At 62.7% G+C, this 23,393-nt stretch carries 20 protein-coding genes and 1 tRNA gene; all 21 read left to right on the plus strand.

Annotated features, from left to right (window positions below; translation table 11 throughout):
* The first annotated feature begins 116 nt into the window (after positions 1-116).
* The 21 genes from GTP69_RS04490 (at position 117) to nuoF (ending at position 23,381) form a co-directional block, all read left to right on the plus strand.
* On the plus strand, positions 117-1,457 hold the full coding sequence (locus tag GTP69_RS04490; RefSeq protein WP_161053744.1) for a sugar MFS transporter: 1,341 nt from the start codon (positions 117-119) through the stop codon (positions 1,455-1,457).
* Positions 1,458-1,540: 83 nt separating this feature from the next.
* Positions 1,541-4,156: a TonB-dependent receptor gene (locus tag GTP69_RS04495; RefSeq protein ID WP_229260808.1), complete on the plus strand. Its 2,616-nt coding sequence runs from the start codon at positions 1,541-1,543 to the stop codon at positions 4,154-4,156.
* A 10-nt stretch (positions 4,157-4,166) separates the two neighbouring features.
* On the plus strand, positions 4,167-5,861 hold the full coding sequence (locus GTP69_RS04500) for a hypothetical protein (RefSeq protein WP_161053746.1): 1,695 nt from the start codon (positions 4,167-4,169) through the stop codon (positions 5,859-5,861).
* Complete coding sequence (locus tag GTP69_RS04505) at positions 5,848-7,098, plus strand: ABC transporter substrate-binding protein (RefSeq protein WP_161053747.1); 1,251 nt, start codon at positions 5,848-5,850, stop codon at positions 7,096-7,098. The genes GTP69_RS04500 and GTP69_RS04505 overlap by 14 nt, the downstream gene beginning before the upstream one ends.
* 97 nt (positions 7,099-7,195) lie before the next feature.
* Complete coding sequence (locus GTP69_RS04510; protein ID WP_229260809.1) at positions 7,196-9,745, plus strand: family 20 glycosylhydrolase; 2,550 nt, start codon at positions 7,196-7,198, stop codon at positions 9,743-9,745.
* A gap of 72 nt (positions 9,746-9,817) precedes the next feature.
* Entirely contained in the window at positions 9,818-11,236 is a 1,419-nt protein-coding gene (locus GTP69_RS04515) for an ABC transporter substrate-binding protein (protein WP_371867798.1), read from the plus strand.
* On the plus strand, positions 11,205-11,912 hold the full coding sequence (locus tag GTP69_RS04520) for a response regulator (RefSeq protein ID WP_202424305.1): 708 nt from the start codon (positions 11,205-11,207) through the stop codon (positions 11,910-11,912). The genes GTP69_RS04515 and GTP69_RS04520 overlap by 32 nt, the downstream gene beginning before the upstream one ends.
* Positions 11,875-13,365: a sensor histidine kinase gene (locus tag GTP69_RS04525; RefSeq protein WP_161053749.1), complete on the plus strand. Its 1,491-nt coding sequence runs from the start codon at positions 11,875-11,877 to the stop codon at positions 13,363-13,365. Before GTP69_RS04520 ends, GTP69_RS04525 begins: the two co-directional genes overlap by 38 nt.
* A gap of 28 nt (positions 13,366-13,393) precedes the next feature.
* A complete protein-coding gene (locus tag GTP69_RS04530) occupies positions 13,394-14,503 on the plus strand; it encodes an acyltransferase family protein (protein WP_161053750.1) in 1,110 nt (369 codons plus the stop codon).
* A 123-nt stretch (positions 14,504-14,626) separates the two neighbouring features.
* Entirely contained in the window at positions 14,627-15,394 is a 768-nt protein-coding gene (locus GTP69_RS04535) for a GIN domain-containing protein (protein WP_161053751.1), read from the plus strand.
* Between the two features lie 23 nt (positions 15,395-15,417).
* A complete protein-coding gene (locus GTP69_RS04540; RefSeq protein ID WP_161053752.1) occupies positions 15,418-16,026 on the plus strand; it encodes a tetratricopeptide repeat protein in 609 nt (202 codons plus the stop codon).
* A gap of 97 nt (positions 16,027-16,123) precedes the next feature.
* Positions 16,124-17,104, plus strand: coding sequence for an NAD(P)H-quinone oxidoreductase (locus tag GTP69_RS04545; protein ID WP_161053753.1), 981 nt, complete (start codon positions 16,124-16,126; stop codon positions 17,102-17,104).
* 126 nt (positions 17,105-17,230) lie between these two features.
* Positions 17,231-17,977: a triose-phosphate isomerase gene (tpiA, locus tag GTP69_RS04550; protein ID WP_161053754.1), complete on the plus strand. Its 747-nt coding sequence runs from the start codon at positions 17,231-17,233 to the stop codon at positions 17,975-17,977.
* A gap of 72 nt (positions 17,978-18,049) precedes the next feature.
* A complete protein-coding gene (gene secG, locus GTP69_RS04555) occupies positions 18,050-18,457 on the plus strand; it encodes a preprotein translocase subunit SecG (protein WP_161053755.1) in 408 nt (135 codons plus the stop codon).
* A gap of 183 nt (positions 18,458-18,640) precedes the next feature.
* Positions 18,641-18,725, plus strand: a tRNA-Leu gene (locus GTP69_RS04560).
* Positions 18,726-18,888: 163 nt separating this feature from the next.
* Positions 18,889-19,248, plus strand: coding sequence for an NADH-quinone oxidoreductase subunit A (locus tag GTP69_RS04565; protein ID WP_072780614.1), 360 nt, complete (start codon positions 18,889-18,891; stop codon positions 19,246-19,248).
* Between the two features lie 3 nt (positions 19,249-19,251).
* Positions 19,252-19,728, plus strand: coding sequence for a NuoB/complex I 20 kDa subunit family protein (locus GTP69_RS04570; protein ID WP_008450353.1), 477 nt, complete (start codon positions 19,252-19,254; stop codon positions 19,726-19,728).
* 17 nt (positions 19,729-19,745) lie between these two features.
* On the plus strand, positions 19,746-20,339 hold the full coding sequence (locus tag GTP69_RS04575; RefSeq protein ID WP_161053756.1) for an NADH-quinone oxidoreductase subunit C: 594 nt from the start codon (positions 19,746-19,748) through the stop codon (positions 20,337-20,339).
* Positions 20,339-21,592 carry an NADH-quinone oxidoreductase subunit D gene (locus GTP69_RS04580; RefSeq protein WP_161053757.1) on the plus strand — a complete coding sequence of 418 codons (1,254 nt, stop codon included), beginning with the start codon at positions 20,339-20,341 and terminating at the stop codon, positions 21,590-21,592. Before GTP69_RS04575 ends, GTP69_RS04580 begins: the two co-directional genes overlap by 1 nt.
* A 17-nt stretch (positions 21,593-21,609) precedes the next feature.
* Entirely contained in the window at positions 21,610-22,089 is a 480-nt protein-coding gene (nuoE, locus tag GTP69_RS04585) for an NADH-quinone oxidoreductase subunit NuoE (RefSeq protein ID WP_160991431.1), read from the plus strand.
* Entirely contained in the window at positions 22,086-23,381 is a 1,296-nt protein-coding gene (gene nuoF / locus GTP69_RS04590) for an NADH-quinone oxidoreductase subunit NuoF (RefSeq protein WP_161053758.1), read from the plus strand. Before nuoE ends, nuoF begins: the two co-directional genes overlap by 4 nt.
* Positions 23,382-23,393: the final 12 nt, after the last annotated feature.

The raw sequence follows: 23,393 nt of genomic DNA on the forward strand, positions 1-23,393 counted from the left end.
CTTCAAAAAGCACATTCTCAATAAAATCATATGGTTATACATTCCCGGGCGCTTGCTGGTCATGCAAGGTTTGCCGCTGTTAGCATGAATCATCGACAACAAGGGGATAGCAGCACATGGAAATTAGTAACGATTGGTCCGAACAGCGCAGCGGCGGCTCCACCCGCGCCGTGGTGGTCGGGATGCTGTTTGTGGGCCTGCTGTTTTTCATCCTGGGTTTTGTGACCTGGCTGAACGGCTCCCTGGTGCCGTTCCTCAAGATAGTCTGCAGCCTGAGCAACTTCCAGGCGCTGTGGGTTACCTTCGCTTTTTACATCGCCTACACCGTGATGGCGCTGCCGTCCGCCATGGTGCTGAGCCGCATCGGCTACAAGAAGGGTATGACGCTGGGCCTGGCCATCATGGGCGTAGGCGCCTTGCTGTTCATTCCGGCCGCGTACAGTACCCATTACGAATTGTTCCTGGCCGCGCTGTTCACGCTGGCCAGCGGCATGACGCTGATGCAGACCGCCATCAACCCCTACATCGTCTGCCTGGGACCGCGTGAAAGTGCCGCCATGCGCATCAGCATCATGGGCCTGTTCAACAAGGGCGCCGGCGTCGTCGTGCCGCTGGTGTTCTCGTCGCTGATGCTGGCCGATATCGACAACTTCTCGCACACCGCGCTGTCGGCGCTGGATGCGGCCGGCCGCACCGCCGCGCTGGGACAGCTGGCGCAGCGGCTGGTGTTCCCGTATGCCTGCATGGCCGCAGTGCTGTTCGTGATCATGGCCTTCATCCATTTCTCCAGCCTGCGCGATATTCCAGCGCAGACCGACAGCGTCGATGAACAGCTGGAGCGCAGTGGCGTGTTGCAGTTTCCACAGCTGGTGCTGGGCGCGCTGGCGCTGTTTGCCTACGTCGGCGTGGAAGTGATTGCCGGCGACACCATCGGCCTGTACGGCCACGAGCTGCACGTCGCCAATTTCGGCGTGCTCACCTCGTACACCATGGTGTGCATGGTGATCGGCTACCTGATCGGCGTGGTGGCGATTCCGCGCTATCTGTCGCAACAGCATGCGCTGGTGGCGTCGGCCGTGCTGGGCCTGGTGCTGACGCTGGGCGTGGTCACCGGCTCGCCGCACGACGGCGCCATCTCGCAGGCGCTGCTGGGCTGGAGCGGCGTGCCGCTGGTGCCGGACACCGTCATGTGCCTGGCGCTGCTGGGCCTGGCCAACGCCATGGTATGGCCGGCGATCTGGCCGCTGGCGCTGCATGGCCTGGGCCGCTATACGGCCACCGGCTCGGCGCTGCTGGTCATGGCGATTTCCGGCGGCGCCGTGCTGCCGCTGCTGTACGGCCGGTTGTCGGACTTCGCCAGTCCGCGCGCCGGCTACTGGCTGCTGTTGCCTTGCTACGCCGTCATTCTCTGGTACGCCACCTACGGACACAAGATCCGCCACTGGCGCCGCCGCTGAAGTACCCGCATTACCGTTTCTCACCCCAAAATCAGGAGAGTATCGAGATGTCCCTATTGAGCACAAAAAAAACGATTATCAGTATGGCAGTCGCTGGCGCTTGCGGCGGTATCATCGCGCCGGCGCTGGCGAAGCAGGAGGCGCCGACTGCGGCCAGCAAGGATGAAATCCAGGAAGTGGTGGTCACCGCAACCCGCCATTCAACCTCGCTGCTGAAAACGCCGGTGTCGATGAGCGCCGTCACGCAGGACGAGCTGACCCGCAAGGGCATCACCGATATCCGCGGCCTTAGCGGCGAGGTGCCCAATCTGCAACTGGGCAGCGCCACCGACGGCAGCTCGGGCGTGAAGATCTCGATCCGTGGCGTCAGCAGCAATGACTTCACCGAGATCGGCAATCCGGCGGTAAGCCTGCACGTGGACGGCATCTACACGCCGCGTCCGCAATCGGCGCTGGCGCTGCTGTTCGACCTGGACCAGGTGGAAGTGCTGCGCGGTCCGCAGGGTACGCTGTTCGGCCGCAACGCCACCGGCGGCAGCATCAACATCATTCCGGCCAAGCCGCAATTCGGCGTCAGCGAAGGCATGGGCACCTTCACGGTCGGCAATTACAACCTGCGCCAGGTAGCCGTGGCGCAAAACATCCCGATCAGCGACAACTTCGCCATGCGCGCCACCGCCATGGTCATCAAGCGCGACAGTTACCTGAACCAGCAGCAGGACTTCTACGCCGCCAACTTCCCGGCGCTGGGCATCGTGCCGCAGCGCGACGCCTCCGGCAACATCATCCCGGACGTCGACCAGCGTCACAACGTCAAGGTCGGCGCCGACAAGGCGTATGGCAACAAGGACGAATGGGCGGCGCGTCTGCAAGCACGCTGGAAGGCCAGCAACAACCTGGAATGGCTGGGCGCCTACGAGCGCTACACCAACAAGGGCGCCGGCGATATCGCGCTGAAGGACTGCAAGATGGCGGCCGGCACCGCCTACGCCTGTCCGGGCGGCCAGTGGGATGTGAAGATTAACGTGCCGGGCGAACTGGACTGGAGTATCGACACCTGGCGCAGCCGCTTCACCTGGGCCGTGTCGCCGACCGACACCATTGAGCTGAACTCGTCGTACGCGGTGCAGAAGCGCCGCCAGATCCGCGACGGCGACGCCGGCTACCAGCCGAATGCAGACGACATCAACATCTACGGCGGCATCTACAACGACACCGCCACCTTCACCAATTCGTCCAAGTTCAAGACCACCGTCAACGAGCTGCAGCTGCGCGGCGAACGCGGCAGCCTGCGCTATGTGGCCGGCCTGTTCTGGATGCATGAGAAGAACGCCATCGAATTCGGCGAGGACGACATCTCGTCGATGGTGCAGGCGCCGGGCCAGCCGTACTACTACATGTACAGCCAGACCGACCGCCAGTCCGATTCCAAGGCCGTCTTCAGCCAGGTCGACTGGGGGTTTGCACCGAAGTGGAACGCCACCATCGGCGGCCGCTTCACGCGCGACGTGCGCCAGGACCGCGACGGCAAGTTCTATGATTCGGGCACGGTCAGCGATCCGTATTCCTATTTCCAGGGCCAGTACACGCCGGTGCCGGGCCAGTACTTCAACAGCAGCGACCTGAAGCCGGGCATGGGCGCCTACTATGGCCTCAGCGGCCTGAACCCGGCCATCGTGCCGGACGTCAGCAACAACAAGGATTCGTGGAACAAGTTCACCTGGCGTCTCGGCCTGAGCTACCAGCCGACCCCGCGCGACTTCCTGTTCACTTCGCTGTCCACCGGCTACAAGGCGGGCGGCTTCAGCGACAAGCAGAACATCTGCGCGCGCGGCCTGAACGGCAATTGCGCCGACATGACGCCCGGCCCGCACTACACCTTCCTGCCATGGAAGCCTGAGACCCTGACCAACTTCGAGCTGGGCTACAAGGGCCGTATGCTGGACAACCGTCTGTCGGTTTCGGCCACCGCGTTCTACAGCCGCTACAAGGACATGCAGATGACCGGCGCGGTACAGATGGGCAAGATCATTCCGACCATCCCGTGCACCGCCGCCAACCCGGCCTGCGACGCCGCCGTGTTGTACGGCACCACCAACGCCGCCGAGGCCAAGATTTCCGGCCTGGAGCTGGAAGGCAAGTACAAGCCATGGTCGGGCGCCGAAATCAACTTCTCGGCCTCGCACCTGCATGCGGTGGTGACCTCGTATCCGGACTACGTGCAGACCTGGCGTGACGTGCCGTGCGGTCCGTTCCGCGAAACCTACGGCGTGCCGGCCTGCGTGCGCTACAGCGGCACTGATCCTGCGCTGATCGGTAAGTTCCCGCTCAACGTGGTGGGCAACCGCCTGCCGAACGCGCCGGACAACAGCGCCCGCGTCGAAATGTCGCAGGAGTTCGCGCTGCCGAACGCCTACCTGCTGACGCCGCGCGTATCGGCCCGCTGGCAGGACAAGATGTACTTCAGCATCCAGAACCTGGACAACGCGCATGTCGGCAACTCGCAGAAGGCCTATGCCACCTACGACGCCTCGCTGCGCCTGACCGCGCCAAGCGGCAAATGGCATGCGGAGCTGTACGTCAACAACCTGAGCGATGTCTTCGCCAAGAACAACGCCCGCGTTGTCGATCCTGGCTACGTGATTGCCCAGTACAACGATCCACGGATGTTTGGTTTGCGCATCGGCGCTGAATGGTAAGGAGAAAATAATGGCTCATATCAGGAATAGTCTGGGTTTGATGGCAGCGGGCGCCAGCCTGCTGCTGGCAGCATGCGGTGACAATGCGGCGCCGGCGCCGCAACAGCAGTCGCAACAATTGCGGGCGGGAGCGCTCGCGGTGCAGCAGTCTCCATGGCCGGTATGGTCGGGCCTGGACTTTCCTTACAATGAGCCACCGCTGGCGGCCGCTCCGGCGGTCACCTTCGGCATCTCGCAGCTGACGCAGACCGCGTCGCAGACGGTGTTCGCCGGCAGCCACACGCTGCCGGCGGCCAACGTGCAGAATTACCGCATCGGCGTGTTCCTGCATAACGATGTGTTTTACTGGCAGGGCGACGCCGTGGCCACCATCAACGCCAACGGCACCTTTAGCGTCACCATCCCGCGTGCGGTGGGCAGCGCCGACCGCGCCGTGCTGGTGATGTACCCGAGCAGCACCAACCCGCTGAACGCCTCGAACTGCAACGCCACCGGCGGCTATTGCAGCCCACGCACCACCGCCGCCACCAAGCTGACGCTGCCGCTGGACCCGGCGACGCTGACGGCCTACACGGCGGCTTATTTCCCGGCTGCCGTGACCTCGGCCAATACCCAGATCGCCGGCCTGCAAAGCATGATGAACACGGCGACCATCACCGGCGGCGCCTACGGTGACGGCCGCCTGATCCGCAGCTTCCGCGATATGGATTCGGCCTTCCTGTACGACCAGGCGCTGGCCGTGATCGCCTTTAGCCTGGCCGGCGACCAGGCCCACGCCGACCTGATTATCAACGCCATGGCCAAGCTGCAAAGCGCGTCCGGGGCCTGGGTGTTCGCCTACATGACCGACGGCTCGGACGCCAACGCCGGCGTCGACATGCGCATCGCCGGCTCCAACGCCTGGTTCGGGATGGCGCTGAACGCCTACCAGAAAGCCTTTAACAGTACCAAGTACCTGGCGGTGTCGACCAAGCTGCACAACTATCTGCTGGGCGAGCTGGTCAACATCAGTATCAACGGCAGCGCGAAAAAAGGCCTGCGCTTCGCGCCGACCAACTATGTGGCGGGCCGTACCGGCATCTACGCGCTGGAACACCAGCTGGACGCCTACGCCAGCATGCACCAGTACTACGTGCTGAATGGCGGATCGCAATACCTGGCGGCCGCCAACAGCCTGCGGGCGATGTCGGAAAGCCTGTGGAACGGCAGCCGCTTCCTCGGCGGCTACGACGCCAACACGCAGACGCTGAACACCAGCGAACGCTATCTGGACAACTATTCGTGGTCGGTGCTGGCGCTGGGTAACACCGGCAGCACTGGACAGAATTTTGCGGCGGCGCTGCCCGGCATGTGCGACTATTTCAACGTCGCAGGCAAGCTGGACTACCCGTCGCGCAAAGTCACCGGCATCGTCGGCTTCTATGACGTCATCTACGACAACGTGCCGTCATCGTCGCCGTTCGTGTGGAGCGAGGGCAGCCTCGGCGCGGTGATGGCGATGAAGCAGGGCGCCAGCACCATGACCTGCGCCGGCAATACCGCCGCCAATATCGTCGAGTCGATGAACTACATGGTCGACAAGCTGTACAACATGCCGTATGCAACGCAAAATACCAACGCCGACTTTACCAGTTCGGGCAGCGTGGCCGGCACGGCCTGGCTGTACTTCGCCAACCAGAACAAGAACCCGTATGCGCATTATTGATTTGCTCCGTCGTGGCTTGTTGCTTGCCCTGTGCGCGGCGGCGTCCGCGCGCGGCGGCACGCTGGTGATCGAAAGCTGGCGCGGCGACGACAAGGCGCTGTGGGACCAGGTGCTGATTCCGGCCTTCGAACGGCATCATCCCGGCATCGAAGTCCGCTTCGCCGCCAGTCCGCCGACCGGCTACGACGCCAGCGTGGCCAGCCGGCTGGCGTCCGGCAGCGCCGGCGACCTGATCGCCTGCCGGCCGTTCGACGCCTCGCTGTCGCTGTACAAGAAGGGTTATCTGGACCGCCTCAACGGCAAGCCGGGCATGCAGAATTTTGCCCCTACGGCGTTGCTGGCCTGGCAGACCGACGACGGCAAGGATACCTTCTGCATGCCGGTGGCCTCGGTGATCCACGGCTTTTTGTACAACAAGAAGATTTTCCGCAAGCTGGATTTGCAGCCGCCGAAAACGGTGGACGAGTTCTTTACCGTGCTCGACGTGCTGAAGAAATCCGGCGTGGCGCCGCTGGCGCTGGGTACGGCCGAGCAGTGGGAGTCGAGCCAGATGGTGTTCACCAACATCGGCCCGAATTTCTGGCATGGCGAGGAGGGCCGCAAGGCGCTGATCGCCGGCCGCGCGCGCTTCACCGATGCACCGTTCGTCGACGCGCTGCAGTTCGAGGCGCGCATGGGCAGCTATCTGCCCGCCAGTTCGACCACGCAAAGCTATGGCGACAGCCAGGTGCAGTTTGCCGCCGGCCGCGCCGCCATCTATCCGGCCGGCTCGTGGGACATCGCGTACTTCAGCCAGGTTCCCGGTCTGGAGTTCGGCGCCTTCCCGCCGCCGGTGCGCAAGCGCGGCGACGCCTGCTTTATCTCGGATCACATGGATATCGGCCTGGGCGTCGCCAAAAATTCGAAGAACAAGGAGGACGCCTACAAGTTCCTTGCCTGGGTCGGCTCGCAGGAGTTTGCCGACCTGTACACTGACCGGCTGACCGGCGTGTTCACGCTGTCCGACCATCTGATCGCGGTACGCAATCCGGTAGCCAAGCAGATGAAGGATTGGCGCAACAGCTGCGCCTCGACCATCCGCCTGAACGCGCAGGTGCTCAATCGCGGCCAGCCCGGCATGGAGAGCGAACTGTGGGACGTCAATGCCCGTGTTTTGAATGGCAGCCTGGCGCCGCAGGAAGCGGCGGACAGGTTGCAGCAAGGTTTTGCCAAGTGGTACAAGCCACAGCAAAAGTAGTCACACATAATCCCTCCCAACGATGTGTGTGAATTTTTTGGCCGGCGCCGACGCGCGGCGCCGGCATTTTTTTGGGGAGCAGGACTTGGAGAGACTCTTGAAGAATAAAACCATGTACGGCAGCTGCGCGCTGGCCTTGCTGTTGCTGGCGGCGCCCCTGACCGAAGCGATCGCCGCTACGCCTGCCGCATCGCAGGTCAGCGGCTACGCCAGCGGCGCCAAACTGAAGCTGCGCTGGGAGTTGCAGCGCAACCTGTTCAGCGCCGCCGGCATCCGCGCGCAGACGCGCTTCATCCTGACCAACCGGGACAGCCTGCCGCTGCCGGCCCAAGGCTGGTCGCTGTATTTCAACTGCATGGACGGCGTCGAAAGCGGCACGCTGCCCAGCAAGCTGATCCTCGAACAAGTGGCGGGCAGCCTGTTCCGCCTGCGCCCGGCGCCGGACTTTGCCGGCCTGGCGCCAGGACAGACGCTGGAGATTGCCTACTACCACCCCGACATGATCATCAAGATGGCCAAGGCGCCGGTGGGCCCGTACCTGGTGTACGACGCCGTGCCGGACCAGGGCGTGGCGATTACCGATTTTGAATGGCTGCCGGTCACGCGGCCGGAACAGCTGGACAAGGGCAACAGCGGCGCCAAGCCGGTAGCCACGGCGGAAGACACCTATCTGCGCAACACCCAGGCCACGCTGCTGCCCGCCAGCGCCGTGCCACCCGTGCTGCCGACGCCGCTGCAACTGCATCCCGGCAGCGGCAAGCTGGTGCTGAAGGCGCAGCCTGCGGTCAGCGCGCCAGCCGCGCTGGGGCAGGAGGTGGCGCTGGCGCGTTCGCTGTTCCCGGCAGGACTGGAGGCGACCGGTGGCCCTGCGCTCAAGCTGGCCATCGGCACGGTGGAAGGGCAGGCCTCGCCGGAAGCCTACAGCCTGACGGTGCGCGCCGACAGCGGCATCAGCATCGTCGGCAACAGCGCCGCCGGCGTATTCTACGGCCTGGAAACGCTGCGCGACCTGCTGCCGCTGCCTGGCGCCGGCGAGTTGAGCGTGCAGGAAGTCAACATCGTCGATGCGCCGCGCTTCGGCTATCGCGGCTTCCAGCTGGATGTATCGCGCAACTTCCACACCAAGCAAACCGTGTTCAAGTGGCTCGACCTGATGGCGCGCTACAAGCTGAACAAATTCCACTTCCACCTGACCGAAGATGAAGGCTGGCGCCTGCAGATCAACGGCCTGCCGGAACTGACCTCGATCGGTGCGGTGCGCGGCCACAGCGACAAGCCGGGCGTGCGCCTGCAACCGGCTTACGGCTCCGGCCCCGATCCTGCCGATCCGCACGGCAGCGGCTATTACACGCGCGCCGACTACATCGAGATCCTGCGCTACGCCGCCGCGCGCCACATCGAGGTGATTCCCGAACTGGAAATGCCGGGCCACGCGCGCGCCGCCGTGCAGGCGATGGAAGCGCGCTACCACCGCCTCAAGGCCGCCGGCGACAAGGACGCCGCCAAGTACCTGCTGAACGACTTCGATGACCGCTCGGTCTACAAGTCGCCGCAGCTATATAACGACCACGTGCTGAATCCGGGGCTGGAGTCCAGCTTCACCTTCATCGAGCAGGTGGTGAAGGAAGTGGTGGCGCTGCACCGCGAAGCCGGCGTGCCGCTGCACACCATCCACATGGGCGGCGACGAATTGCCGAACGGCGCGTGGGAAAAATCGCCGGCCGCACATGCGACCATGCAGAAGCTGAAGCTGGAAACCACCGCCGACCTGTGGGACTACTTCTACGACCGCGTCGACAACATCCTGCACAAGCACGGCCTATTCACTTCCGGCTGGGAAGAGCTGGCGGCGCGCAAGACCATGCTCAACGGCCGCCACAAGCTGATTCCGAATCCGCGCTTTACCCAGCGCGGCTTCAGCGCCTACGTGTGGAACAACACCGAAGGCGCCGAGGACTTCGCGTATCGCCTGGCCAATGCCGGCTATGACATCGTGCTGGCGCCGGTGACCAAGATGTACCTCGATATGTCCTACAACCCGAACCCGGACGAGCCGGGAGTCAACTGGGGCGCCTACATTGAACTGGATTCGGTGTACAACTTCATGCCGCTCGATTACCTGAAAGAGGCCAGTGAAGCCAACCGCGTCGGCAAGGACGCGTTGACCGATTATGGCAAGCGCCGTGTGCGCGGGCTGGAGGCCACGCTGTTCACCGAAACGGTGCGCGACCCGCGCCGCATCGAGTATCTGGTGATGCCGCGCCTGCTGGCGGTGGCGGAACGCGCCTGGGCGCCCGATCCGGCCTGGGCCACCGAGCCGGATGCCGACAAGGCCGCTGCGCTGCGCCGCATTGGCTGGACCGGCTTCGTCAACGCCCTGAGCCAGCGCGTGCTGCCGCGCCTGGATCTGGAGCATGCGGACATCGATTACCGCATCGCACCACCGGGCCTGATGCTGGATGGCGACCGCGTGCTGGTCAACCATCTGCTGCCGGGCATCACCATGCGCTACACCACCGACGGCAGCGCACCAACGGCGAGCAGCCCGCTGGTGAACGGCCCCATCATGGAGCGTGGCGTGATCCAGGTCGCCGCCTTCGACCGCAACGGCCGCCGCGGCAACGTGGCGCGCATCGAACGGCAATAGCACACCAGCCCGCCGCAGACTGCCCGGCGGCGGGCTTCTTAGCTATAATCAACGTTTTCTGCGGGATATTGAGTGATCGCTTCGATGGAAAAACTGGGCCGGTTTTGCTTCGACTGGTTATGCCTTCGCCCGCGTTCCCGCACCTCATCCTCGCGCCGCGCCTGGGTCTTCGGTCTGCTGGCCGCGACCTGCGCCTGCAACGGCGGCCAACTGGCGCTGGCCGCGCAAATTCTCACTCCCGCATCCTCTCCGCTTGCCGCGCCATCGTCCAGCGTGCAGGTGCTGCACTGGTGGACTTCTGCCAGCGAGCGCAAGGCCGCCGACCTGCTGGTGCAGCGCCTGGCCGACGAACATATCGAATGGCAGGACGCAGCGATTCCCGGCGGCGCCGGCATTGGCGCCGGCAAGGTACTGAAGGGCAGGGTGCTGGCCGGCGACGCGCCGGAAGTCACGCAGATGATCGGCGTCTCGATCGCCGAATGGGCCGAGATGGGCCTGCTGCTGGAACTCGACAACGTCGCCGCCGCCGGTAACTGGAACAGCTTCCTGTTTCCCACCGTGCAGAGCCTGATCCAGCACCGCCGCCATGTGGTGGCGGCGCCGCTGGGCATTCACCGCGTCAATACGCTGTACTACAACCGCGCGCTGTTCGCGCAGCTCAGGCTGGCGCCGCCGCAGACCTGGCGCGAGTTCGAGGCTGCCGTCCACAAGCTGCGCGCGGCCGGCGTGCAGCCGCTGGCGCAAAGCAGCGAAGCGTGGCAGGTGGCGGCGCTGTTTGAAAACCTGGTGCTGGCCGAAAGCGGCCCGGAGTTCTATCGCGATCTGTTCGTGCGCCGCAGTCCGGCCGCCGCCGCCGACCCGCGCAGCGCCAACGCCTTGCAGCGCCTGCGCATGATCAAGGGCTGGATGCGCGGCCCGGTGGAGGAGCGGCCGTGGACCGACATCGTCGCCCAGTTCGCGCGCCAGCCGGTCGGCATGATGATCATGGGCGACTGGGCCAAGCCCGAACTGGCCGAATACGGCGCCGTGCTGGACCGGGACTACGGCTGCGCCGCTGCGCCGGACACCAGCAAGTACCACCTGTACAGCGTCGACGCGCTGTCGATGTTCGCCGGCGACTACCGCCACATGGCAGCGCAGGAAAAGATGGCGCGGCTGCTCGTGACGCCGGCGCTGCAGGCCGACTTCAACGCCCTGAAGGGCGGCGTGCCGGTGCGGCGCGATGCCGACCCCACCCGCATGGACAGCTGCGCGCGCGCCTCGTGGACCACCTTTGCCAAAGGCGCGGCGGTGCAGGCGCCCAGCCTGGTGCACCGCATGGCCACCGACGAAGCCACGCGCGACGCCATCATCGCCGAAGTGCAGCGCTATTTCCTCGACGACCGGGTGACGGTGGCCGAAGCCCAGCGCCGCATCGGCGCCCTGTTCAAAATGTTCAATCTCAGAAACCAAGGAGTACCTGGTGCGCAAGATACTGATCGTAGACGATGATCAAAAGACCCGTGTGCTGCTCAAGACCTATCTGGAAAAAAACCAGTACGAGGTGATCCTGTCGCACAACGGCGAGAGCTTTCTCGCCGAGCTGCAAACGCATGTGGACCAGTTGTCGCTGGTGATCCTCGACGTCATGCTGCCGGATACCGACGGTTTCGTGCTGTGCAAGCAGGTGCGCCAGCGCTCCAATGTGCCGATCATCATGCTGACCGCCAGTTCCGACGAGACCGACCGCATCGTCGGCCTGGAACTGGGCGCCGACGATTACATCGCCAAGCCCTACAGCCCACGCGAGCTGCTGGCGCGCATCAAGGCCATCTTGCGGCGCAGCGCGCTGGAGGCGCCGTCGCGCTATTACCGCTTTGTCGGCTTCACGATGGACCTGATGGAGCGCAAGGTGACCGACAGCGACGGCCAGCAGGTGGTGCTGACCGGGCTGGATTACCAGCTGCTCAAATACTTCATCGAGCATCGCGGCGTGGTGCTGGACCGCAGCGTGCTGAGCGAAGAGACGCGCGGCCGCGATACCGGCCCGCTGGACCGCTCGCTGGACGTGCAGATCAGCCGTCTGCGGCTGCGCCTGAACGACGACGGCAAGCAGCCGGCGCTGATCAAGACGGTGCGCGGCGCCGGCTATGTGTTTGCCGCCGACGTCAGCGTGTCCAGTGCTTAAGCTCCTGCGCGGCTTGCGTCGCCTGTGGCCGGCATCGCTGCTCGGCCGGCTGACGCTGGTGATGGTGGCCGGCGTGCTGGTCACGCAGGTGGCCGCCAGCGCGATCTGGGCCAGCCAGCTGCGCGCCAAGTCGCGCGTGGAGGCAGAGTCGTCGGCGCAGTATGTGGCGCACAGTGCGGCCGGCGCCATCCGCTTCTTCCGCAGCCTGCCGCCGGCCTATCGCATGCTGATCATCCAGCAGCTGCGCGAAATGGGCGGCACGCGCTTCTTCGTCAACTTCAACCATGCGTATGTGCCGGTGAGCCAGATCAAGGGCTACCCGCTGGCCGACAGTGTCATCGCCACCGTCGGCGCGACGCTGAAGGCCGACCTGCCGCATTCGCCCGGTTTCCAGCTGGCGTTCTCGTGGCCGGACAAGCTGGTAGTGGCCGAGCATGACGTGCGCCTCAACGATCTGCCGGATTCGTGGGTGCAGCACGTGCTGCTGTTGCAGCCGGACCCCGCGCCCATTCTGGTGATCCAGACCGAGATCGAGCCGGGCAACTGGCTGTATATGGCTGCGCTGATGCCCAACCCGTATTTCCTGAGCAGTAACGACCCGTTCACGTGGGACCGGCTGACACCGCAGGCGCTGTCGCTGGCCGTGGTGCTGGTGCTGTGCCTGCTGGTGGTGCGTTCGATCACGCGGCCGCTGGCGGCCTTGTCGGATGCGGCGGCGGCCTTCGGCCAGGGGCAGGATGAGGAGACGCGGCCGTTGCCGGAGACCGGCAGCCGCGAGTTCATCAACACGGCGCGCGCGTTCAGCGCCATGCGCGAGCGCATCCACCGCTATATCGAGGATCGCGAGCGGCTGTTCATTTCGATTTCGCACGACCTGCGCACGCCGATCACCCGCCTCAAGCTGCGCTCCGAGCTGCTGGACGACGAGGCGCTGCGCAACGAGTTTGAAGAAGACCTTGACGAGCTGGACATGATGGTCAAGGGCGCGCTGCAATGCGTGAAGGACAGCGACATCCACGAGAACCCCGCCGAGATCAAGCTCGATTCCATGGTCGGCCGGCTGGTGCGCAGCGCGCAGCTGGCCGGACACGTGGTGGCGTGGCAGCCCGGCGGCCTGACGGTGCGCGCCAAGCCGCTGGCACTGAAGCGCGCGCTGGGCAACCTGCTGGACAACGCGCTGTTCTACGGCCAGCGCGCCGAGATCCGTGCCTACGCCGCGCCGGGCACGGTGACCATCGCCGTGCGTGACCACGGTCCCGGCGTGCCGGACGACGCGTTCGCCAGCCTGTTCGATCCCTATGTGCGGCTGGCGCATGGCCGCGAGCAGAACGACGGCGGCATGGGGCTGGGGCTGGGCATCGCGCGCGGCATCATCGAAGCGCAGGGCGGCGAACTGATACTGGAGAACCATCCGGACGGCGGCCTGAACGCCATCATCCGGCTGCCGGCTTGATTCATCATCTGAAGGGACGGGCGGTTCAATGAAGACACAGCATCAACGTTCGCAAGCGATCGACGTGCTGCGTGGCCTGACGGTCGCGCTGATGATCATGGTGAACATGCCGGGCACGCCGGAAACCAGCTACGCGCCGTTCCTGCACGCCGCGTGGCACGGGCTGACGCTGACGGACCTGGTGTTCCCGACCTTTATGTTCGTGGTCGGCACCGCGCTGGCCTTCACGCTGGACAAGTATGAGGGCATGGGCGAGGCGGCGGTGCTGAAGAAAATCTTCACTCGCACCGCGCTGATTTTCCTGTGCGGCTTTTTGATGTACTGGTTCCCGTTCATCAGCTTTGATCACGGCGTGTCGGTGATTCCGTTCTCCGGCACGCGCATCTTCGGCGTCCTGCAACGCATCGCGCTGGGTTACTGCGCCGCGTCGCTGATCCTGCATTACAGCGGCGAGAAGGGGGCGCTGGTATTTGCGGTGCTGGCGCTGTTTGGCTACTGGGCCTTGATGGCCGGCTTCGGCGACTACACGCTGGCAGGCAATGCGCAGCGCAAGCTGGATTTGCTGCTGGTGGGCGAGGCGCATATGTACCACGGCGAGGGCATCGCCTTCGATCCAGAAGGGATACTCAGCACGCTGCCGTCCATCGTCAACTTACTGGCCGGCTACTTCGCCGGACGGCTGGTGCGCCGGCTGGGCGCCAGCTACGAAACCATCGCCAGGTTGATGCTGGCCGGCGCGGTGCTGGCGACAGTCGCGCTGTGCTGGAGCAGCGTGTTCCCGCTGAATAAAAAGCTGTGGACCAGTTCCTACACACTGATCGCCATCGCGATTGACCTTGGCGTGCTGTCGCTGCTGCTGTACGTGATTGATCTGCGTGGCCAGCGCGGCTGGACGTATTTCTTTGAGGTGTTTGGCCGCAACACGCTGTTTATCTACCTGTTCAGCGAGTTGCTGGCAACGCTGTTCTTCATCAACCAGATTGATGGCCTGTCGGTGTTCGACTGGATCTATCAACATCTGTTCCGTCCATGGGCCGGCATTTACAACGGCACGCTGCTGTGGGCACTGACCTATATGCTGGGCTGCTGGCTGGTCGGCTACGCGCTGGACCGCAAGAAAATCTACATCAAGCTCTGACGCGCCATCCCCGGAATTTGTCGTCCAGTGCCCGTTTTGTGCAGTTCGTCGCATTCCGGACTGGTGGCGCGGCTGAGCATATTATGCTTATGATAGCTGCAACAACATCTGAGGAATTCCACAATGAAGAAGCTTTTCCAGTTCGGCCTGCTGTTCGCCGCGTTCTGTGCCCTGTTTAGCCGTGCCAGCGCCGCCGATGAGGTCACTGAAACGCGCATGATTACCGTCGATGCCCGCGTGGTGCGGGTCATGATCGAGGGCGTCATCGATGTCAAGTTGCGCCAGGGTGACATGCCGTCGCTGAAGATTACCGGCGAAAAACGCTATATGGAGAAGCTGACGGCGTCGCAAACCGGCGACACCTTGCATCTGGAAAGCGAAGGACGCGGCATCAAGGTCGGCCGCGGCACCACGCGCGCCGAGCTGATCCTGCCCAACCTGCGCCAGGTGGTGTCGGAAGGCGTCGGCAGCACCGACATCAACGGTTTTACCGGCGACAAGCTGGAATTGAGCCTCGACGGCGCCGGCAGCATGAAGGTGGTGGCCGATTACCGCGCGCTGAAGGCCAGCCTGGGCGGTGTCGGCAGCATGAATCTGTGGATCAGCGAGAACGACGAGGCCGACCTGGACCTGCGCGGCGCCGGCTACATCACGCTGGGCGGTCGCAGTAAGTTGCTGAAAGCCAACCTCGGCGGCGTCGGCAGCCTGAATGCGCAGCAGTTCCAGGCGGATGCGGTGGATATCGATTTGAGCGGCCTGGGCAACGCCACCGTGAATGCCAAAACCAATGCAACGCTGAACTTGAGCGGCCTGGGATCGGTCATTGTGTATGGCAAGCCGCTGAATCGGAATGTCAGCGTGGATGGCCTGGGCAAGGTCAGCTGGAAGTAAAACACACCTATATATAACGCGATATGAAAAAATTCATACTAGCGATGGTCATCGCTCTGGGCTGGCAGTCAGCCGCGATAGCCGGATTCGCCGAAGGGGCGACTGCGTATAACAACAAGAATTACGCGGTGGCATTGAAAGAAATACGGCCGTTGGCACAGGCCGGCAACGCCGATGCCGAGCATCTGCTGGGCTTGATGTATTACATGGGCCGCGGCGTGCCGCAGGATTACAAGGCGGCGCTGGAGTGGCACCGCAAGGCGGCGCTCAAGGGCAAGGCCGATGCGCAGTATGTGGTCGGCGCCATGTATTACACCGGCAATGCGGTGATCCAGGATCACAAGCAGGCGGTGGGCTGGTTCCGCAAGGCGGCCGAGCAGGGCCATGTGCAGGCGCAGCAGGTGCTGGGACTGATGTACCGTTATCACATGGGCGGCGTGCCGCAGGATAATGTGATTGCCTATATGTTATGGAACCTGGCGGCGGCCAATGGCTCGGCCAATGCGGCCGAGCAGCGCTCGCAGGTGATCAAGACCATGACCCAGGAGCAGGTCGAGGAAGGGCAGGCGCTGTCGGCGGCGTGGAAGGTGAATACGCCGCTGCCGCAGAAGTCGCGCACGGGCGGCGGCTAAACCCCCAAAGCGAAGAGGGGTCTGACCCCATACGGGGTCAGACCCCGCAGCGGATCGCCGTGCGGGGTAAAATTGCCCTTTCTTTGAAAGGCTTCCCATGCGCGCGATTGAAATCACCCAGCCCGGCCCGGCCGATGTCCTGAAACTGTGCGAACGCCCGATGCCGGTGGTGAAGGCCGGCGAGGTGCTGATCAAGGTCCACGCGGCCGGCGTCAACCGCCCCGACGTGTTCCAGCGCCAGGGCAATTACGCGCCGCCGCCGGGCGCTTCCGACATCCCCGGCCTGGAAGTGGCCGGCGAGATCGTCGACGGCGATCTGGACTACACTACCCTCGATATCGGCGACCATGTCTGCGCTTTGGTGCAGGGCGGCGGCTATGCCGAGTACGTTGTTGCGCCAATACAGCAGGTTTTACCGGTGCCGAAAGGCTGGTCCATGCTGGAAGCGGCTTCAATTCCGGAAAATTACTTCACAGTCTGGAGCAATGTTTTTGACCGTGCCCATCTGACCGCCGGCGAGACTTTACTGGTGCAGGGCGGCAGCTCTGGCATCGGCGTCACCGCGATCCAGTTGGCCACCGCCATGGGCCACCGGGTGTTCGCCACCGCCGGTTCCGACGACAAGGTGGCGGCCTGCATGAAACTCGGCGCCGAGCGCGGCATCAACTACAAAACCGAGGACTTCGCCACCGTCATCAAGTCGCTGACCAATGACCGCGGCGTCGACGTGATTCTCGACATGGTGGCCGGAGACTACCTGCCACGCGAGGTTTCCTGCCTGGCGGACGACGGCCGCATCGCCATCATCGCCACCCTGGGCGGCGGCAAAGCGACGCTGGACATGGCCCAGGTGCTGCGCCGCCGGCTGACCATCACCGGCTCCACGCTGCGCCCGCGCTCGGCCGAATTCAAGGGCGCGATCGCCAAAAAGCTGAAGGAGCGGGTGTGGCCGATGCTGGCTGAACGCAAGATCAAGCCGGTGATCCACACCGTGTTCCCGCTGGAACAGGCCGCCGCCGCCCACGCGCTGATGGAGAGTAGCTCCCACGTCGGAAAAATCATGTTGCAAGTGATCTGAATGGGCATTTCGTTGTAAAATGCGTAGTAAATTTACGGTTTTGGTTAGCCGGGGATGTCCTTTGCCTGTTTGACCCCGCCTTTTTGGGCGCGGTACAATGGCGAGTTATTCATCTTTAGGCTAGCTATGCGTCGCAAACTCGTTATCGGTAACTGGAAAATGAACGGCAACCGCGCCGCCAACACGGCTCTGTTGTCCGGCATCGTTGCCGGCTTGAACGACTTTGGCGCGGATTGCGCGGTGTGCGTGCCGGCGCCGTACTTGGCGCAGTGCCAGGCTGAACTGGCGGGAGCGCCGGTCGCGTGGGGTGGGCAGGATGTCTCCATCCATGCCGACGGCGCCTATACTGGAGAAGTGTCGGCAGCGATGCTGCGGGACTTCGGCGCCACGTATGTGCTGTGCGGCCACTCCGAGCGCCGCGCTTATCACCACGAGAGCAATGAGCTGGTGGCGCAGAAGGCTGTGGTGGCGTTGGCCGCCGGCCTGACGCCGGTGGTGTGCGTGGGCGAATCGCTGGCCCAGCGCGAAGCGGGGCAGACCGAGGATGTGATCTGCGGCCAGTTGCAGGCAGTGCTGGATGCGCTGCCGGCGGACGATGTGGCGAAAATCATACTGGCCTACGAGCCGGTGTGGGCCATCGGCACCGGCCGGACCGCCACGCCGCACATTGCGCAAGATGCCCATCGCTTCCTGCGCAACTGTGTGGCGAACAAGAATGCGGCGGCAGCCGCCACCGTGCAAATCCTGTACGGCGGTAGCATGAAGCCGGAGAATGCCAAAGAATTAATGGCGCAGCCGGATATCGACGGCGGCCTGATCGGCGGTGCAGCTTTAAAGTCGACTGATTTTCTCGGGATTATTCAGGCGGTTTAAACGCAACGCTGTAGCGGTAAAACTGAAGTAGAAACAAAACGATACAAAACTTTTAATTTGGAATGGAATAACATGAGCTCCTTGTTCAATCTGGTTATCATCGTGCAGGTCGTTTCGGCCCTCGCCATTATCGGTCTGGTGCTGCTGCAGCACGGCAAAGGCGCCGACATGGGCGCAGCCTTCGGCTCGGGCGCCTCGGGTAGCCTGTTCGGCGCCACCGGCTCCTCGAACTTCATGTCGAAGTCGACCGGCGTCGCTGCTGCCGTCTTCTTCGCCGCCACGCTGGCGCTGTCGTACATCACCACCCACCAGACCAACAATGTCAGTGGCGGCGTGATGGATAAACTGCCGGCCGTTACCGCACCGGCGCCGGCCCCGACCAACGCCATTCCTGGCACGCCAGCGGCCCAGGTAGCCCCGGCGGCATCGGCGCCTGCTGCACCTGCAGCACCGGCGCCAGCAAACTCCATCCCAAAGTAATATAATTGTGTAGTTAATTAGGCGCAGTTGATAATTTTTTAAGTTGTTTGCACATTGTTTTGGCAGTATCGTAGCGAAAATCTTTTGTGCATCAAAATAGTTAAAGATTTATCGTTTTTCTTCTTGTTTTGACGCAATACGGATTAACAACCGCGTGAAAAAGAAGTAAAATAACGGCCTTATGCCGACGTGGTGAAATTGGTAGACACGCTATCTTGAGGGGGTAGTGGCGCAAGCTGTACGAGTTCGAGTCTCGTCGTCGGCACCAGAAAATATAGGCCAGCAAGGGTGGTACCAAGCTGGCTTTTTTACGAGGATGTGTCGTTCGATCCTGGTCAGAGCAGTTTTACGATTGGGGCGAACGTTAAGCGCACCGCAGAGTACCGCGATGTGTCCTTTAAACTGATCGTTCAACATAAGCTCATCTAATCGTGAACCTCGAAAATTATCTCCCCGTCCTGTTGTTCATCCTCGTCGGTCTCGGCGTAGGTATCGCTCCCCAAGTGCTGGGCCACATTCTCGGCCCGAAAAAGCCTGATGCAGCCAAGCTGTCCCCGTATGAGTGCGGCTTCGAAGCTTTCGAAGATGCGCGCATGAAATTCGACGTGCGTTATTACCTCGTCGCTATCCTCTTTATTTTGTTCGATCTGGAAACGGCATTCTTCTTCCCGTGGGGCGTCTCCATGCGCGAACTGGGCTGGCAGGGCTTCGTTACGATGATGGTGTTCATCGCCGAATTCGTGGTCGGTTTTTGGTATATCTGGAAGAAAGGTGCCCTTGATTGGGAATAAGCCATGGCTATTGAAGGCGTATTAAACGAAGGTTTCATCACCACCTCGGCCGACAAGCTGATCAACTGGGCGCGTACGGGTTCGATGTTCCCGATGACGTTCGGTCTGGCCTGCTGTGCGGTCGAAATGATGCACGTGGGCGCAGCCCGTTACGACATGGACCGCTTCGGCGTGGTGTTCCGTCCCTCGCCACGTCAGTCCGACGTGATGATCGTGGCCGGCACGCTGTGCAACAAGATGGCCCCGGCACTGCGCAAGGTCTACGACCAGATGCCAGAGCCGCGCTGGGTGATCTCGATGGGTTCCTGCGCCAACGGCGGCGGCTACTACCACTACTCTTACTCCGTCGTGCGCGGCTGCGATCGCATCGTGCCGGTCGACGTGTATGTGCCTGGCTGTCCGCCAACCGCTGAAGCCCTGCTGTACGGCATCATGCAGTTGCAGAACAAGATCAAGCGCACCAACACGATCGCACGCTAACGGGGGCGCTACACACAATGACTACTCATCTGGAAAAACTCCAAACCGCCCTCGGCACTGCCCTGGGCGATCGCGTTACTACCATCGTTGCACTGGGCGAAATCACGCTGGAAGTGAAGGGCGCCGATTACTACGCCGTCATGCAGATCCTGCGTGACAATGCGGAACTCGGCTTCGACACCGCGATCGACCTGTGCGGCGTGGATTACCTGAGCTATGGCGACGGCATCTGGGAAGGCCAGCGTTTCGCTGCGGTCGTCCACCTGCTGTCGGTCCAGCACAACTGGCGCGTACGCGTGCGCGCCTTCTGCGCCGACGACGACATGCCGCTGCTGCCATCGATCACGCCGCTGTGGCGCGCGATGAACTGGTACGAGCGCGAAGCCTTCGACATGTTCGGCATCCTGTTCGAGAACCACAACGACCTGCGCCGCATCCTGACCGACTACGGCTTCATCGGCCACCCGTTCCGCAAGGACTTCCCGGTGTCGGGCTACGTCGAAATGCGCTACGACCCAGAGCAGAAGCGCGTGGTCTACCAGCCGGTCACCATCGAGCCGCGTGAAAACGTGCCGCGTGTGATCCGCGAAGAAAACTACGGGATTAAATAATGGCTGAGATTAAGAACTACACCCTGAACTTTGGCCCGCAACACCCGGCCGCACACGGCGTGCTGCGCCTGGTGCTGGAGCTGGACGGCGAAGTGATCCAGCGCGCCGACCCGCACATCGGCCTGCTGCACCGCGGCACCGAGAAGCTGGCCGAGCAAAAGACCTACCTGCAGTCGGTGCCGTACATGGACCGCCTGGATTACGTGTCGATGATGTGCAACGAGCACGCCTACGTCATGGCCATCGAAAAGCTGATGGGCATTGAAGTGCCGCTGCGCGCGCAATACATCCGCGTGATGTTCGACGAGATCACCCGCATCCTGAATCACCTGATGTGGCTGGGCGCGCACGCGCTGGACGTCGGCGCCATGGGCCCGTTCCTGTACTGCTTCCGCGACCGCGAAGACCTGTTCGACTGCTACGAAGCGGTGTCGGGCGCGCGCATGCACGCGGCCTACTACCGTCCGGGCGGCGTCTACCGCGACCTGCCGGATGCGATGCCGCAGCACAAGCCATCGATCATCCGTTCGGCCAAGGCCATCGACAACCTGAACAAGGATCGTCAAGGCTCGATGCTGGACTTCATCGAAGCGTTCACCGCGCGTTTCCCGACCTATGTCGACGAATACGAAACGCTGCTGACCGACAACCGTATCTGGAAACAGCGTACCGTCGGCATCGGCGTGGTGTCGCCGGAAGACGCGAAAGCGATGGGCTTCACCGGCGCCATGCTGCGCGGTTCGGGCATCCAGTGGGATCTGCGCAAGCACCAGCCGTATGAAGTGTACGACCTGATGGACTTCGACATTCCAATCGGCACCAACGGCGACTGCTACGACCGTTACCTGGTGCGCGTGGAAGAGCTGCGCCAGTCGAACCGCATCATCAAACAATGCGTCGAGTGGCTGCGCAACAATCCAGGTCCCGTCATGACCAGCAACCGCAAAGTTGCGCCACCAGGCCGCGTGGACATGAAGACCAATATGGAATCGCTGATCCACCACTTCAAGCTGTTCACTGAAGGCTTCCACGTGCCGCCAGGCGAAGCGTATAGCGCAGTGGAGCACCCGAAAGGCGAGTTCGGCGTCTACCTGATGTCCGACGGCGCCAACAAGCCATACCGCGTGAAACTGCGCGCTCCAGACTACGCACACTTGCAGTCGCTGGATGAAATGGCGCGTGGCCACATGATTGCCGACGCCGTGACCATTATTGGCACGCAGGACATCGTGTTCGGCAGTATTGACCGCTAAGTGCGAGAGGCATAAGTATGTTGTTATCTGAGCAGTGCTACAAAAAAATCGATCGCGAGCTGGCCAAGTACCCAGACGATCAGCGTCAGTCGGCCGTGATGGCCGCGCTGGCGCACGCCCAGGTCGAACTGGGCTGGATCTCGCCTGACACCATGCAGGAACTGGCGGACTACATCCGCATGCCGGCGATTGCCGTGCAGGAAGTTGCCACGTTCTACAATATGTACAACCTGAAGCCGGTCGGCAAGCACAAGATCACCGTGTGCACCAACCTGCCTTGCGCCCTGTCGGGCGGCGAGCGCGCGGCGCACCACCTGAAACAAAAGCTGGGCATCGACTACCGTGACACCACGGCAGACGGCGAGTTCACGCTGATGGAAGGCGAGTGCATGGGCGCCTGCGGCGATGCGCCGGTACTGCTGGTGAACAATCACCGCATGTGCAGCTTCATGTCCAATGACAAAATCGACTCCCTCGTGGAGGAATTGAAGAAATGACGTCACTCCACGACCGACACATCGATCCAGTCATCCTGGCCGGCCTTAATGGCGACAACTGGCACTTGGAAGACTACGTAAAACGCGGTGGCTACAGCGCCCTGCGCCGTATCATCGAAGAGAAAATCACCCCGGAACAAATCATCGCCGACCTCAAAGCGTCGTCGTTGCGTGGCCGTGGTGGCGCAGGTTTCCCGACCGGCCTGAAGTGGAGCTTCATGCCGCGCCAGTTCCCGGGCCAGAAGTACCTCGTCTGCAATACAGATGAGGGCGAGCCGGGTACTTTCAAGGACCGCGACATCATTCGCTACAACCCGCACGCACTGATCGAAGGCATGGCCATCGGCGCGTACGCGATGGGCATCACCGTGGGTTACAACTACATCCACGGCGAGATCTTCCAGGAATACCTGCGCTTTGAAGAAGCGCTGGAAGAGGCGCGCGCCGCCGGCTTCCTGGGCGACAAGATCCTCGGCAGCGAGTTCAGCTTCCAGCTGCACGCGCACCACGGTTATGGCGCCTACATCTGCGGCGAAGAGACTGCGCTGCTGGAATCGCTGGAAGGCAAAAAAGGCCAGCCGCGCTTCAAGCCGCCATTCCCGGCGTCGTTCGGCCTGTACGGCAAGCCGACCACCATCAACAACACCGAAACCTTCGCTGCGGTGCCGTTCATCCTGAACATGGGTCCGGAGAAGTACCTGGCGATTGGCCGTCCGAACAACGGCGGCTCGAAGATCTTCTCGATCTCGGGCGACGTTGAGCGTCCGGGCAACTACGAGGTGCCGCTGGGCACCCCGTTCGCCAAACTGCTGGAACTGGCAGGCGGCATGCGCGGCGGTAAAAAGATCAAGGCGGTCATCCCTGGCGGTTCGTCCGCTCCAGTGGTGCGCGGCGAGATCATGATGCAGACCGACCTGGACTACGATTCGATCGCGAAAGCGGGTTCGATGCTGGGTTCGGGCGCGGTCATCGTCATGGACGAGACGCGTTGCATGGTCAAGGCAATGGAGCGTCTGGCGTACTTCTACTTTGAAGAATCGTGCGGCCAGTGCACCCCATGCCGAGAAGGTACGGGCTGGATGTACCGCATGATCCACCGTATCGAAAACGGTCAGGGCCGCAAGTCGGATCTGGACGTGCTGAACTCGATCTGCGACAACATCCAGGGCCGCACGATTTGCGCGCTGGGCGACGCGGCGGCCATGCCGATGCGTGCGTTCATCAAGCAATTCCGCGAAGAATTTGAACATCATATCGAGCACAAGCAATGCTGCGTGCCCGCTTATATCTAAGCTGCGTCAGGT

Source organism: Duganella levis (assembly GCF_009857605.1).
Classification (GTDB): Bacteria; Pseudomonadota; Gammaproteobacteria; order Burkholderiales; family Burkholderiaceae_D; genus Rugamonas; species Rugamonas levis.